Raw genomic sequence first — 15,133 nt, 5'->3', positions numbered from 1 at the left:
TCAGATCGCCGAAATAAGCCACCGCGAACAGCAGCAGCAGGTAGGCAAACGAAACACCGATGACGAGCGTAGCGGGCAGCATCGCAAGGCCTTGTCAGCCTGGACGGCCATCGCCATCACCGCGATCCACTTCCATGGCAGGCCCGGCATGACGCTCCACCACCCAGGCCAGCGCGGCGATCAGCAAGGCCCAAATGGCGAACAAAACTGCGGGAAACAAGGGCAAGCCCAGGATCAGGACGTCGTGGTCCCAGATCGCCAACAAGGGAAAGTTGAACAAGGCCATGCCCGCGGCGAACAAGGCCACCAGACGTTGCGCATCCAGGCGTCGAAACATACGTGTCTCCTGTGTCGTGGGCTGGGGTGCAGGCCGGAGCCCGGCGCAACTATTGTGCGCCATGCACGCGACCCCGCCCAACCGCCACTTGAGCAAAAAAAACGGCGGTGGAAACCACCGCCGTTTGGAGCCGACACCCGTCTGGGTGCCGCGCTGCAGGATCAGCTGCCGGCCAGCAACTTCCAGGTCGCCACCACCGAGTCGGGGTTCAGCGAGATCGAGTTGATGCCCTCGTCGCGCAGCCACTGGGCAAAGTCCGGGTGGTCGCTGGGGCCCTGGCCACAAATGCCCACGTATTTGCCTTCGGCCTTGCACGCGCCAATGGCCAGCTTCAACAAGGCCTTGACGGCGGGATCGCGCTCGTCGAAGTCGTGCGCGAGCAACTCCAGTCCCGAGTCGCGGTCCAGACCCAGCGTGAGCTGGGTCAGGTCGTTCGACCCAATGGAGAAGCCGTCGAAAAACTTCAGAAACTCGTGCGCCAGCACTGCGTTGCTCGGGATCTCGCACATCATGATGACCTTGAGGCCGTGCTCACCGCGCTTGAGGCCTTTGGTCGCCAACAGGTCGGTCACGCGCTCGGCCTGCCCCAGGGTGCGCACGAACGGCACCATGACCTGCACATTGTCCAGGCCCATGTCTTCACGCACCCGTTTGATGGCCTCGCACTCCATGGCAAAAGCCTCGGCAAAGTCGCCACTGAGGTAACGCGCCGCGCCACGGAAACCCAGCATCGGGTTCTCTTCGTCCGGCTCGTAGCGCGAACCGCCCACCAGCTTGCGGTACTCGTTGCTCTTGAAGTCGGACAGGCGCACGATCACCGGCTTGGGCCAGAAGGCCGCCGCGATGGTGGCCACGCCTTCGGCCACCTTGTCCACATAAAAAGCGCGAGGCGAAGCATGGCCGCGTGCCACCGACTCCACCGCCTTCTTCAGATCGGCGTCGATGTTCGGATAGTCGAGGATGGCCTTGGGGTGCACGCCAATGTTGTTGTTGATGATGAATTCCAGTCGCGCCAGGCCCACGCCGCTGTTGGGCAACTGGGCAAAGTCGAAAGCGAGCTGGGGATTGCCCACGTTCATCATGATCTTCACGTCCACCGGGGGCATCTCGCCGCGCTCGACTTCGGTGATCTCGGTTTCCAGCAGGCCGTCGTAGATGTTGCCGGTATCGCCTTCGGAGCAGCTCACCGTCACCAGCGTGCCCTCTTTCAGCCGCTCGGTGGCATCGCCGCAGCCGACCACCGCCGGAATACCCAGTTCGCGCGCGATGATGGCGGCGTGGCAGGTGCGGCCGCCCCGGTTGGTGACGATGGCGCTGGCGCGCTTCATCACCGGCTCCCAGTTCGGGTCGGTCATGTCGGTCACGAGCACGTCGCCGGGCTGTACTTTGTCCATCTCGCTGATGTTGTGCACCAGACGCACCGGCCCGGTACCGACCTTCTGGCCAATGGCCCGGCCGGATGCCAGCACCGCGCCCTTGCCCTTGAGCTTGTAGCGCACCTCGGTCTTGCCCGCCGCTTGGCTCTTCACCGTTTCCGGGCGGGCCTGCAGGATGTAGAGCTGGCCGTCCACGCCGTCTTTGCCCCACTCGATGTCCATGGGGCGGCCGTAGTGCTGCTCGATCACCAGCGCGTAGCGCGCGAGCTGCTCCACATCGGCGTCGGTCAGGCTGTAGCGGTTGCGCAATTCCACCGGCACATCGGTGGTTTTCACCAGTTTGCCGCTGGCCTTTTTCTCTTCGGGTGTGCTGAACTCCATCTGCAACAGCTTGGAGCCCAGGTTGCGCCGGATCAGCGCGCGTTTGCCCGCTTTGAGCATGGGTTTGTGCACATAGAACTCGTCGGGATTCACCGCGCCCTGCACCACGGTTTCACCCAGGCCGTAGCTGGAGGTGATGAAAACCACGTCTTCAAAGCCGGATTCGGTGTCGATGGTGAACATCACGCCGGCCGCGCCCAGATCGGAGCGCACCATGCGCTGCACGCCGGCGGAGAGCGCCACGTCGGCGTGGGCAAAGCCCTTGTGCACCCGGTAGCTGATGGCGCGGTCGTTGTAGAGCGAGGCAAACACCTCTTTCATCTTGTGCAACACCTCTTCGATGCCGTGCACGTTCAGGAAGGTCTCCTGCTGGCCGGCAAACGAGGCGTCGGGCAGATCTTCTGCCGTGGCGGACGAACGCACCGCAAAAGTGGCTTGGTCGTTGTCGGCGCTGAGCACGGCATAAGCGGCGCGAATCGCCTGGTCCAGATCGGCCGGGAATGGCTGGTTCTCTACCATGGCCCGGATCTCGGCGCCCACGGTGGCCAGGGCGCGCACATCTTCGGTATCGAGCGCGTCCAGCTTGGCATTGATGCGCTCGGTCAGGCCTTCGAACTTCAGGAACTCGCGGAACGCGTGTGCGGTGGTCGCAAAGCCGGTGGGCACTTTCACGCCGCTGGGCAGCTGCGAGATCATCTCGCCCAGGCTGGCGTTCTTGCCGCCGACGGATTCGACGTCGGACATGCGTAGATGCTCGAAGGGCACGACCAGATCGGTCGGGGAAAACAGGTTGGACATGGAAAAGCTCCGCTCAAGTTAAAAAACCGGGGGCTCCATGCGCGCTGCGTTAACCTGTTGTTCTTTTATGGGTGCGGCACCGGCAAGGGGCACTGACTGCTGGGGCGCACCTCGGCGGCGGTGCGACCCAAAGCCTTCGATTGTAGTGTCGCCATGCCCTTTTCACCCCGTCGCCACCGCCAGGCCACGAATGCTGGTTATTCCTGAAAGTTATTGCGTACCGACCCCTATGAACGTCAAGAACATGCCCAACAGAACCGTTTTTTTCATCTCCGATGGCACCGGCATCACCTCCGAAACCTTTGGCAACGCCATCCTGGCCCAGTTCGAGGCCACTTTGCGCCGGGTTCGCCTGCCCTTTGTGGACAGCGTAGACAAGGCACACCAGGCGGTGCGCCAGATCAACCACACGGCTGAAACCGAAGGCAGACGCCCCCTGGTGTTCACCACGGTGGTGAACACGGAGGTGCTCTCCGTCTTCAAGACCCAATGCCAGGGCATGGTGCTGGACATGTTCAGCACCTTTGTGGAGCCGCTGGAGCAGGAACTGGGCATCAAGTCCAACCACCGGGTCGGGCGGTTCTCGGACGCGTCCAAAAGCAAGTCCTACAACGACCGCATCGAAGCCATCAATTTTTCGCTGGCCCACGACGACGGGCAAAGCCACCGGGATTTGCAGGGCTCGGACGTGATCCTGGTCGGCGTGAGCCGCAGCGGCAAAACCCCGACCTCGCTGTATCTGGCCATGCAGTACGGCTTGAAGGCGTCCAACTACCCGTTGATTCCAGAAGATTTCGAGCGGCGCCAGTTGCCGCCGGCACTGGCGCCCCACCGCAAGAAAATTTTCGGGCTCACGATCGCACCCGAGCGCCTGAGCGAAATCCGCAACGAACGCCGGCCGAACTCCCGTTACGCGAGCCTGGAGAACTGCCGAATGGAGGTCAGCGAGGCCGAAGGCATGATGCGCCGCGAAGGCATTCGCTGGTTGTCCACCACGACCAAATCGATCGAAGAAATCGCGACCACCATCCTGCAGGAAATCCGGCCCGAGCGGCTCGATTATTGAACCCGCGCACGGATAACCGCAACCGCCCTACCCCCGCTCACCGTCGGTAGGCGGTTTTTTCTTGCGCCCAGGCCCCAGGCCATGGGCCTGGCGGCTCAGCGCAAACGAGGCGAACAGCTTGACCCAGAGCGTGGACCCGGCCACCGCGACCCAGTCCTGAAACGCCAAGGCCTGGAAGACCAGCACCGCGACCAGAACCCCGACCATGACCACGCCACCGACCAAATTGATCGCCATTTCGTAGGGGGCGTACTTCTCGGGGTTGGGCGGCGATACGCCCCGCTTGAGCGCGACTTCGGAAAAATCTCTTTTCACCAGGATGCGGTAGGTGCGGCGAAGCCAGAAAAAAGACACGGGAAACAGTGCCAGCAAAAAAAGCCAGTTGAGAAAAAAAACGCTTTCCAGAGCCATCCATACATCCTTGATAAGTTCAGTGCCCGGCCGGCCGTTCAGAACGGTCAGAGACCACACCGAAGGGGCGACAACCCCCACCGCGCCAACATGCGGCATTGTGCGCCAGCCAGGAAGGGTGTTCAAAAGGCCCGCCGTGAGCGTCTTGAACACCCGCCCTGACCGCAAAAAACAAAACCCCGTCAGCGAAAAGCCGACGGGGTTGTGGTCATGCACCCAGCACGTGGCCGGTGCAGACTTCAGCCATCAGTGGCCCGTTGCGGCACCTGCACCCTTGGGGATGCGGATGGACTCGACGAGTTCCTGGATGTGCTTGGGCGCTGGCGACGTCACCTTGTTGACCAGGAAGGCCACTGCAAAGTTGACGATGGCGCCCACGGTACCGAAGGCTTCGGGCGTGATGCCGAAGAAGCCGTTCACACCGCCGACCATGTCGACAAAGTCCGTGCCCTTGATGAAGAACAGGCCTTTGTGTGCGAACACATAGAACAAGGTCACGAACAAGCCCGCCAACATACCGGCGATCGCGCCCTTGTTGCCCATGGTGCGGCTGAAAATGCCCATCATGATCGCGGGGAACAGCGAGCTGGCGGCAATACCGAAGGCCAGCGCCACCGTACCAGCCGCGAAGCCGGGTGGGTTCAGGCCCAGATAACCGGCCAGCACAATCGCACCGGCCATGGAGATCTTGCCTGCCAGCAGTTCGCCCTTCTCACTGATTTCGGGGTTGAACACGTTCTTGATCAGATCGTGCGAGACCGCAGAGGAAATGGCAAGCAGCAGACCAGCCGCTGTCGACAGTGCCGCCGCCAGACCACCCGCCGCCACCAACGCGATCACCCAGTTGGGCAGCAGCGCGATTTCGGGGTTGGCCAGCACGATGATGTCGGCGTTCACGGTCAGTTCGTTGCCCTTCCAGCCAGCGGCTTCTGCCTTGGCGGTCACGGCTTCGTTCTTGGTCTTGTCGTTGTAGTACTGGATGCGGCCATCGCCGTTCTTGTCTTCCCACTTCAGCAAGCCGGTGGCTTCCCAACGCTTCATCCAGTCCGGACGCTCGGCGTTCAGCAAGCTGGCCTCGGGTGCGTACATGCTCATTTCAGCGTTGTAGGCGCCTTTGTTCACGGTACCGATCAGGTTGAACTTGGCCATGGCGCCCACAGCAGGAGCCGTGGTGTACAGCAAGGCGATGAACACCAGTGCCCAACCGGCAGAGGCGCGGGCATCGGCCACTTTGGGCACGGTGAAGAAGCGCACGATCACGTGGGGCAGACCGGCGGTACCGATCATCAGCGACACGGTGTAGAAGAACATGTTGAGCGTGCTGCCAGCGGCGGTCGTGGTGTACTGGCTAAAGCCCAGTTCGGTCACCACTTGGTCCAGTTTGGCCAGCAAGCTGACGTTCGTGCCCACCAGATCGGAGCCCAGACCCAGCTGCGGCAGGAAGTTGCCGGTGAGGTTCAGGGAGATGAAGAAGGCGGGAACCAGGTAGGCCAGGATCAGCACGATGTACTGCGCCACCTGGGTGTAGGTGATGCCCTTCATGCCACCGAACACCGCGTACATGAACACGATGCCCATGCCGATGTAGATACCCACGTCGGACGACACGCCCAAGAAACGCGAGAAGGCCACGCCGACACCGGTCATCTGACCAATGATGTAGGTGATGGAAGCGGTCAGCAGACAGACCACGGCCACGGTACTGGCGGTCTTCGAATAGAAGCGATCGCCAATGAACTGGGGCACGGTGAACTTGCCGAACTTGCGCAGATACGGCGCCAGCAGCATGGCCAGCAACACATAACCGCCGGTCCACCCCATCAGGAACACGGCGCCGCCGTAACCCATGTTGGAGATCAGGCCCGCCATCGAGATGAAGGAAGCGGCCGACATCCAGTCGGCTGCGGTGGCCATGCCGTTGGTGATGGGGTGCACCCCGCCGCCGGCGACATAGAACTCGGACGTGCTACCCGCACGCGCCCAGAAAGCAATGCCGAGGTAGAGCGCAAAGCTCGCACCCACGAACAAATAGGTAGTGGTTTGAAGATCCATGGGGTCCGTCCTTTTTAGTCTTCTTGCATGCCAAATTTGCGGTCAATCTGGCCCATCTTCTTGGCGTAATAGAAGATCAGGACGATGAACACATAAATGGAGCCTTGTTGCGCAAACCAGAATCCCAGCGGATAGCCGCCCAGCATGATCTTGTTGAGCAGGGGTGCAAACAAGATGCCTGCGCCATAGGAAACCAGGAACCAGACGATCAGGACCTTGGTCAACAGGCCCAGCGTGGCAGACCAGTAGGCCTTTGCATTGCTTTCGCTTGTCATGTAAGTCATCTCCTCAATGTGATGCTTTTACCGAGTTTGGCGGTGGGAGCCGCCGCGTTTTGAATGCCAAAAATCCCGCAGGGTTGTGGCACTACGGGTGGGACTCTGAGGCCGCTTTCTTACGTCAAAATTGCTGCGCAGGCCTATGGTGGAAAAACTAGGGAAAGCACCTATCAAATGGCTTCGCACGGGACGCCAGCGCACCGGTTGCACCCCCGTTCACGTGGCCATGCGCGGCCCAAAGACCCGATACCCGGCACGCGTTTGCACACTTGGTGGATGAATCCCGCGCCGCAAGACCGTCACCCACCGAGCCGCGTGGCAGACCTGTGAACACAGCCTGACGACGCGATGGACGCGGCTTTCCTGGTACGCATGGGCTCACCGCCACGGCATGCATCCGCTTCCAATACTGACATTTCATTACATATGCGGTTTGCATCGCCTCCGCCTTGCGTCCAGAATTTACCGAGCGTCTGACTCCTTCAGGCCACGTGTTTCCGGGAGATCGACATGGCCAGCAAAACCCGTTTGTCCGCGCAAAAACAAGCGCACGCCTTGCACGTGGGCCTCAACGAAGTCAGCGCGGACGGCTACGCCGGATGGACCGGCCCCCTGGCCGCCTGCGAATTCGACGCCCACGACATGGCCGCCATTGCCAAGAGCCAGGGCATGAAGAGCACGCTGCTGCTCACCAAGAAAGCGACCCGGGCCAAGGTGTTGGCGGCCATCCGCAGTTCGGCCAAGGCGCTCGCTGCCGGCGATCTGTTTTTCCTGAGCTATTCGGGGCACGGTGGTCAGGTTCCCGACGTCAGCGGCGACGAGGCCGACAAGCAAGACGAGACCTGGTGTCTGTACGACGCCCAGCTGATCGACGATGAACTCTATTTCGAGCTCAGCCGCTTCAAGGCCGGCGTGCGTGTGCTGGTGATATCCGACAGCTGCCACAGCGGCACCGTGGTGCGCGCCGGTCCACCCCAACCCGGCACCGCCAGCCAGCGCCCCAAACTCATGCCCCCTACAGTGGCGCGGCGCGTCTACAGCGAACACCAGGCGTTTTACGACAAGCTCCAGTTGGGCGTGCAGAAAGCCAGTGGCAATGCGGTGCTGGACCCGGACACCGCGCTGGCCCAGGTGGCGGTCAGCGGACGCCTCACCGCCATCGTGCACAAGTTCAACCCCACCGTGATCCTGATGTCGGGCTGCCAGGACAACCAGTTTTCCATGGACGGTGACCACAACGGCGCGTTCACCGAGCAGTTGCTCAAGGTCTGGAACCACGGGCAATTCAAGGGCAGCTATGCCAGTCTGCATGCGCGCGTGCTGGCCGCCATGCCACCGGCCCAATCGCCCAACCTTTTCACCCTGGGTTCGGCCGCCTCGTTTTTGAAAGAGACGCCGTTCCTGGTCTGAACGGCAACCGCGCCTCGGGCGCAGCACATGGAGGTGCCACTATGTTGAGTATCCGCAACCACCGGCTGGTTGGCGACGGCGTCAGCTTCCGCCAGACGCCCAACACCGGAGGGACACTGCAACCGCGCTTCCTGGTCTTGCACTACACCGCCGGGAGCTCGGCGGAATCCTCGGTGGAATCTTTGTGCACGCGCAAACCGCAGGGCAATGCCTCGGCGCACATCGTGCTCGGGCGCGACGGGCGCATCGTGCAACTCGCCGCGTTCAACGCCGTCACCTGGCATGCGGGCGTGAGCCAATGGGACGGCATCAACGGCCTGAACCAGTACGCCATCGGTATCGAAATGGACAACGCGGGTTTGCTGCACCGCGAGGGCGAACGTTTCGTGTCCTGGTTCGGAAAAACCTACCCGAACGAAGAGGTGCTGCTGGCCCCGCACCGTTTCGGCGGTCCGGTACAGCCCTGGCACGCCTACTCCGAAGTCCAGATCGCTCGGGCGCTGGAATTGTCCGAACTGCTGGTGGGCCACTATGGCCTGCAGAACGTGCTGGGCCACGAAGACATCGCTCGCGGCCGCAAGGTGGATCCCGGGCCCGCGTTTCCATTGGCGGCGGTGCGCGCCCGTGCGTTGGGTCGTGGCGCCGACACCCAGCGTCGCCTGTTGGTGAATGCCAGCAGCCTGAATATCCGCAGCGGCCCGGGCGCGGAATTTGACAAGGTGGCGCCCGCGCTCAAGCGCGGAGCCGAATTGCTGATCCTGGAAGCGCAGGACCGCTGGTGTCGGGTGGCGGTGGTCGGTGCCACCGATCTGGAAGGCTGGGTTTGCAACGACTTCCTGGCCCCACTCCCCGAAACACGCTCCACGACACGCTCTGCCACCCGCTCGGCTCCCCGCGTGTTGTCGCGCACCGAACGCGCCACCCCGGTTCGCCGTGCCACCACCCGGGCTCGCAGCCCGTCCACCAAGACCGCTGCGGCAAAAAAAGTGGCCGGCGCCAGCACCCGCGGTCGTCGGCGCCCGACCCAAACCACCAAATAGGCGCAACCACCACGGGCTGTGCGCCGTCTCGACACCCACGCTGACGCAGAAAGTTTTTCCCCATGACGCGATCCTCCTCCGCCGCTGACATCTGCTTCATCGTCAATGGCCAGGCGCTCCCCTTGAGTGGCACCAGCCGTGGGGCCGGCACGGCTTCGCAGGCGCCCGCATTTGCGGGCCATGGCACCGTCACGCAACGGGTACAGCTGGGTGCGCGGCGCAGCGTGGGTGCACCGGTGCGCGTGACAGCCAGGCCAGGCCAAGACGTCGTGGTGCTGCACATCAGCAACGGCCCGGCGCTGATGCTGCACCCCGAAACGGCACGCGATCTGTTTCTCGCACAGAGCGGCGTACCGCGCAAAGACGCGACGAGCACCCGTGGTCGAGCGGCCCAAGCCGCACCCAACGAACTCCATGTATCGGCGCAGCTGAGTTGGCAGGGCCTGGAACAGGCTGGCGCCGCAAGGGGTGCGACACGCGGGCGCCTGGGCGAGGTCTTGCTGTCGGCGATCGAAGTGGTGAGCGACCTGTTCCTGGAGCCTGTGGCCCAGCTGACCGCCGAAAAAATCGGCGCCAAGGTGGACAGCCAGGTGGACGCGGGCGTGTACGCGCTATCGGCGCAAGCCTTTGACGCCCCGCTCAAAGGCCATGGTCAGCGGCTGGATCGCGTCGAGCCCGCACCCCAGCCCGGCGCCCCACTGCTGGTGCTGTTGCACGGCACCTTCTCCGACACCCAGGGCACCTTTGGCAAGCTGTGGCAGCAGCACCCGCAAAAGGTGCGCGAACTGTTTGCCCACTACGGCAACCGCGTCTACGGTTTTGACCACCCCACGCTGTTGGCCAGCCCGATCGACAACGCGCTGATGCTGGCCAAATCCCTGCCCCGGGGTGCGCGGCTGCATTTGCTCACCCATTCGCGCGGCGGACTGGTGGCCGAGGTGCTGGCCCGGGTGGCCGCGCGGCCCGCGCTCAGCGACGCCGAGCTCGCTCTGTTCAAAGACCCACACTACAAGGCACAGCTGAGCGCCATGCGCGCGTTGGCGGCCGAACTCAAGGGGCGCGACATTGTGGTCGAACGCGTGGTCCGCGTCGCCTGCCCGGCCCGTGGCACCTTGCTGGCATCGCAGCGTCTGGATGCCTACGTGTCGGTGCTCAAGTGGTCGCTGGAGCTGGCGGCGATTCCGGTGGCACCTGCCCTGATCGATTTTCTGGGTGCGGTGGCGAGCCAGCGCACCGACCCCCGCGTGCTGCCCGGCCTGGAGGCCATGACGCCCGACAACCCGCTGGTGCAGTGGCTGCACACCAGCGAAAGCCTGGACCGCGAGCCGTTGCAAAGCGACCTGCGCGTGGTGGCCGGCGACATCGAAGGCGACTCGATCACCTCCTGGCTCAAGACCCTGCTGGCCGACGCTTTTTACTGGACCGACAACGATCTGGTGGTGCAGACCCGCTCCATGTACGGCGGCACGCCACGCGCATCGACAGGCGGTCAAGCGGGTGCCCGCTTTTTGCTGGACCAGGGCGGCAAGGTGTCGCACTTCAACTACTTCTCGAATCCACGCACCGCCCACGCCATTTGCAGCGCCTTGCAAGACGACGTGCCGGCCGGGTTCCTGCCCATCGGGCCGCTGTCGTGGGCGGGCGCCAGCAGCGACGGCCTGCGCGGCGCACCAGCCGCCACCCTGGCCGACGCCGACCGGCCTGCGCTGATTCTCTTGCCCGGCATCCTGGGCAGCCACCTGCGAGTGGATGGCAAGCGCGTGTGGTTGAGCATGCGCGTCATCTTCGGTCTGGACAAACTGGCCTACCGGCCAGGCGCCACCAATGTGCAAGCCGACGGCGCCATGAGTGGGCCCTACGACGATCTGGCGGTGCACCTGGCCGCCACGCACCAGGTGATCGAGTTTTCGTTCGACTGGCGTGTGCCCATCGAACAAGAGGCCCGCCGCCTGGCCGAGGTGATGGACAAGGCCTTGAGCGCCCGTGCCGCCAGCGGCCAGCCGGTGCGGCTGCTGGCGCACTCCATGGGCGGCCTGGTGGCCCGCACCGTGGCCTTGGAGCGCCCCGACGTCTGGCAGCGCTGGCTGGCCCGAACGGGTTCGCGCATGCTCATGCTGGGCACACCCAACGACGGCTCCTTTGCCCCCATGCAAGTGCTCACCGGCGACGACCGGCTGGGCAATGCCCTGGCCGCTTTTGGCATGCCGTTCCAGGACCGCAAGGCACGCCAGCTCATGGCCGACATGCCCGGCTTCATCCAGTTGCAAACCGGCCTGCTGGAACTGGGGTTGGACAAGTCCCAACGCTGGAAAGAGCTGGCGCAACAAGACACGGAAACCCTGCGCCAGGCCAACTGGTGGCACGAACTCGAACTGCAGCAGGCGGTCTACGAATGGGGCATTCCACCCCAGGCGGTGCTGGACGCGGCCAAGGCTTTGCGGCTGCGCCTCAACGAACAGCGCGACGGTGCGCTCGCCGACTTCAAGGACCGGATCCTCTTGGTGGTTGGCCATGCCCGGCTCACACCCACCGGATTTGAAATCCATCCGCGCGATGGCCTGGTCTACCTCGACGCGCCGGACGGCGGCGATGGCCGGGTACCGCAGAGCAGCGCGATGTTGCCGGGCGTGCGCACCTGGCAAGTGGACTGTGAACATGGCGACCTCGCCGACGCCGCCAGTGCGTTCGCGGCCTACGTGGAACTGCTGGAAACCGGCGATACCCAGCGCCTGCCCGTGGTCGCCCCCAACGCCGCCGTACGCGCAGCGATCGGCGCCCCGACGGCGATGGCCCTGGTGCGCAACCGGCCCTCGCGCGAACGGCAAGCCGCCACCCCACCACCGGTGCAAACCCGCGAGGTGTTTGGCCAGGTGCGCGATGGCGAAGCCGAGACCAGCGCACCCCGCGCGGCACTGCCCATCACGGTGCACAACGGCAATCTGCGTTTTGTCAGCACCACGCTGCTGGTCGGCCACTACGGCGCATCCACGCTCACCGGCACCGAGGCGGTGGTGGACCGCTTCATTGGCGGCGCCATGTCGGCCTCGCTGGCGGTCGGGCTCTATCCAGAAGCACCGGGCTCGCACCAGTTTTTCCTCAACCACCGCCAAGACCCGGACAGCCCACTGGCGCTGCCCCGGCCGCCCCATGTGATCGTGGCCGGCCTGGGTGAAGAAGGCAAGCTGCGCGGCACCGAACTCGCGCTCACGGTGCGGCAGGCCACACTGGCCTGGGCCCAGCGCGTGGCCGAAACACCGGACAGCGGTAGCGTGCAGTTCGAACTCTGCGCCACCTTGATCGCCAGCGGCGGCATTGGCGTGAGCGTCACCACCGCCGCGCAGGCGTTGGCACAAGGCGTGCGCGAAGCCAATGAAAAACTCGAAGCCGGTGGCTGGCCCCGGGTGGGCCATCTGCACGTGATCGAGTTGTACCTGGACCGCGCCACCGAAGCCTGGACCGCCCTGCACCTCTTGTCGCAAGCGGCGCCCGAACATTTCGCGCTGGCGCCCACCGTGCGTTCGGGCATTGGCGCCTTGCGCCGGCCCTTGGAAAGCGGCTACCGAGGCACTGGGCACGATTTTGTCAGCGCCATTTCCGAGAAGAACGAAGCCGGTGAACCCATCATCACCTATTCGCTCGACACCCAGCGCGCCCGCTCCGAAGCCCGGGTGCAATCCACCCAGGCCCGGCTGGTCACCGAACTCGTGCGCCGTGCCTCGAACGACGCCAACCCCGGTGCGGACATTGGCCGCACCCTGTTCCAGTTGCTGGTGCCGGTGGAAATGGAAGCCAGCCTGCGCGGCAGCAACGAGCTGCTGCTGGAACTCAACGACGGCACGGCGGCCATTCCCTGGGAACTGCTCAACACGCCACAAGATGGCCGAGGCGGTCCCAACAAACCCTGGGCCATCCGCAACAAGCTGATGCGCAAGCTGCGCACCGTGCAGTTCCGCGCCCAGGTGAGCGATGCGCGCCTGGAAGACGCGGTGTTGGTGATCGGCGAACCCAAGTGCGACCCGACCCGCTACCCGCCTCTACCGGCGGCCCGTGCCGAGGCCCAAGCGGTGTACGAAGCACTGAGCGGCCCCATGGGCCTGGACGGCTCGCGGGTACACGCCATCATCGCGCCCGACGACCACCTAGGACCCGACGCCGCCACTGTCACAACGGCCTTGTTGGCCAGGCCTTACCGCATCGTGCACATCGCCGGTCATGGCGAGCCCGAACGCGAGCGCGGCGCGGGCAAGCCCCCCGAGATCCGGGGCGTGGTGTTGAGCGACGGCACCTTTCTGGGACCACGCGAAGTAGAAGCCATGCGGGTGGTGCCCGAACTGGTGTTCCTCAACTGCTGCCATCTGGCCGCCGACCCGAGCCAATTGCTCCAGGGCTACGACCGTGCCAGCTTCGCCGCTGGCGTGGCCAAACAGTTGATCCGCATCGGGGTGCGCTGCGTGGTGGCGGCCGGCTGGGCCGTGGAAGACGATGCCGCCAACCGTTTTGCGGTGGTGTTTTACCAGGCGCTGCTGCGCGGAGAGCGCTTCATGGATGCGGTGCACTCGGGCCGCATTGCGGCCTACGAAGCCAGTCCGCTGGGCAACACCTGGGCCGCCTACCAGTGTTATGGCGACCCCGAATGGGTCTGGCAGCCCGACCACCGAGACGCGAACAAGCCACCCACGCCAGTGGGTCAGGAATACACCGGCGTGGCCTCGCCGGTGGCACTGGCATTGGCGCTGGAAACACTGGCGGTGCAAAGCGCCACGCAAGGCGCGGCGCCAGCGGTGCAGCGCGAAAAAATCCGATATCTGGAAACCCGGTTCGAGGTCGAATGGGGTGGCATGGGCGCGGTGGCAGAAGCCTTTGCTGTGGCCTGTGCAGCGGCCAACGACATGGCGCACGCCTTGCGCTGGTACCGGCGCGCGATCGCGGCCAATGACGGCAGCGCATCGGTCAAATGCAGCGAACAGCTGGCCAACCTGCAAGTGAGACTGGCCTGGAACCGGGTCGACACGGCGGTACGCGCCAGCGCGAAAAAGCCAGACGCCAAACCGACATGGCAAGACCTGCTGGCGCAAAGCCGCCAGGACATTCTGGACGCCATTCGCATGCTCGATGCCTTGGTTGCGATCGCCCCGACCATGGAGCGCGAAAGCCTTCGGGGATCGGCGTACAAACGTTTGTCGCAACTCGAAGCGGTGGCGGGCAACCTCAAGGCCGAAACCGATGCCACCCGGGCCATGGCCGTGCACTATCTGCGCGCGGAAGACCTGGCGCGCAGGGGCGCCCATCCCGATCTGTTTTACCCGGCGATCAATCGCATAGCGGCCGAACTGATTGCCAATGCAGGGCGCAAAGACTGGCCGGGCTTTCTGCAGCACGACCTGCAAGCGGTACGACAGTGCCTGGAGACCAAGCGCCGCGACGACCCGGACTTCTGGAGTGTGGTCGGTCTGCCCGAGTTGCGCGTGTACGAAGCCCTGGCGACCGGCCATTTGCCGGCGGAGTTGCCCGCCATTCTGGCCGCATACGAAGACCTGCACCGCCGCGCCGGCACCCATTGGATGTGGGCCACGGTCGCCGATCAGACCGCCTTTGTGCTGCGCCACTTTGAAACCGGCCCGCCTGCACAGGTGCGCGCGGTGCAAACGCTCAACACCGTCCTGCGAGGGTATGCGGGGATGTGATGCCCATGAACCGCATCTTCATCAGCTACCGCTCTTCCGATGGAAAGAAGGAGGCCGATCGGCTGTGTGCCGATCTGAGCCGCTTGTTTGGGCACGAACAGGTGTTCTTCGACAAGCAGGATTTGCGCGGCGGCCTGTCGTGGCGCAGCGCCATCGACGCCGCGCTGGGTGCACGGCCGGTCGTGCTGCTGCTCATGACACCCGATCTGCTGGGTGCCCGGCTGGCCTCGGGCGCGCGCCGCATCGACCAGGCGGACGACCCGATCCGCGGGGAACTGCTCACCGCACAGCAACGCGGTG

General features: G+C 64.3%; 10 protein-coding genes. 5 read left to right on the top strand and 5 right to left on the bottom strand.

The genetic code is table 11. The annotated features are described in order from the left end of the window. Nucleotides 1–94: 94 nt before the first annotated feature. Together ABYB95_RS05560 and ppsA are read right to left on the bottom strand one after the other, a co-directional pair. A complete protein-coding gene (locus ABYB95_RS05560) occupies nucleotides 95–337 on the bottom strand; it encodes a hypothetical protein (protein WP_372657467.1) in 243 nt (80 codons plus the stop codon). Nucleotides 338–498: 161 nt separating this feature from the next. Continuing rightward, nucleotides 499–2,892 (bottom strand): phosphoenolpyruvate synthase, encoded by a 2,394-nt coding sequence (ppsA, locus tag ABYB95_RS05555; protein WP_372657466.1) that lies wholly within the window; start codon nucleotides 2,890–2,892, stop codon nucleotides 499–501. A gap of 244 nt (nucleotides 2,893–3,136) precedes the next feature. Here ppsA and ABYB95_RS05550 point away from each other — a divergent pair, with 244 nt between their 5' ends. Next, on the top strand, nucleotides 3,137–3,958 hold the full coding sequence (locus ABYB95_RS05550) for a pyruvate, water dikinase regulatory protein (protein ID WP_372657465.1): 822 nt from the start codon (nucleotides 3,137–3,139) through the stop codon (nucleotides 3,956–3,958). Between the two features lie 27 nt (nucleotides 3,959–3,985). Here ABYB95_RS05550 and ABYB95_RS05545 read toward each other — a convergent pair whose 3' ends face one another. From ABYB95_RS05545 to ABYB95_RS05535, 3 genes are all read right to left on the bottom strand, one after another. Then, nucleotides 3,986–4,522 carry a hypothetical protein gene (locus ABYB95_RS05545; protein ID WP_372657464.1) on the bottom strand — a complete coding sequence of 179 codons (537 nt, stop codon included), beginning with the start codon at nucleotides 4,520–4,522 and terminating at the stop codon, nucleotides 3,986–3,988. Between the two features lie 93 nt (nucleotides 4,523–4,615). Beyond that, nucleotides 4,616–6,421 (bottom strand): sodium:solute symporter family protein, encoded by a 1,806-nt coding sequence (locus ABYB95_RS05540; RefSeq protein WP_372657463.1) that lies wholly within the window; start codon nucleotides 6,419–6,421, stop codon nucleotides 4,616–4,618. 14 nt (nucleotides 6,422–6,435) lie between these two features. After that, nucleotides 6,436–6,696: a DUF4212 domain-containing protein gene (locus tag ABYB95_RS05535; RefSeq protein ID WP_372657462.1), complete on the bottom strand. Its 261-nt coding sequence runs from the start codon at nucleotides 6,694–6,696 to the stop codon at nucleotides 6,436–6,438. A gap of 513 nt (nucleotides 6,697–7,209) precedes the next feature. On the opposite strand from ABYB95_RS05535, the gene ABYB95_RS05530 reads away from it, so the two are divergent. The 4 genes from ABYB95_RS05530 to ABYB95_RS05515 all read left to right on the top strand — a co-directional run. Beyond that, a complete protein-coding gene (locus ABYB95_RS05530) occupies nucleotides 7,210–8,109 on the top strand; it encodes a caspase family protein (protein WP_372657461.1) in 900 nt (299 codons plus the stop codon). A gap of 41 nt (nucleotides 8,110–8,150) precedes the next feature. Continuing rightward, entirely contained in the window at nucleotides 8,151–9,149 is a 999-nt protein-coding gene (locus ABYB95_RS05525; protein ID WP_372657460.1) for an N-acetylmuramoyl-L-alanine amidase, read from the top strand. 62 nt (nucleotides 9,150–9,211) lie between these two features. After that, nucleotides 9,212–14,833 carry a CHAT domain-containing protein gene (locus ABYB95_RS05520; RefSeq protein ID WP_372657459.1) on the top strand — a complete coding sequence of 1,874 codons (5,622 nt, stop codon included), beginning with the start codon at nucleotides 9,212–9,214 and terminating at the stop codon, nucleotides 14,831–14,833. Nucleotides 14,834–14,838: 5 nt separating this feature from the next. Continuing rightward, nucleotides 14,839–15,133, top strand: a 295-nt coding sequence (locus tag ABYB95_RS05515) for a toll/interleukin-1 receptor domain-containing protein (RefSeq protein ID WP_372657458.1), incomplete at its 3' end; no start/stop codon positions are given.

It is taken from the genome of Hydrogenophaga sp. (assembly GCF_041633695.1).
Classification (GTDB): domain Bacteria; phylum Pseudomonadota; class Gammaproteobacteria; order Burkholderiales; family Burkholderiaceae_C; genus Hydrogenophaga.
The sequence above is the reverse complement of the archived record's forward strand: the minus strand, read 5'-3'. Positions and strand labels throughout refer to the sequence as shown.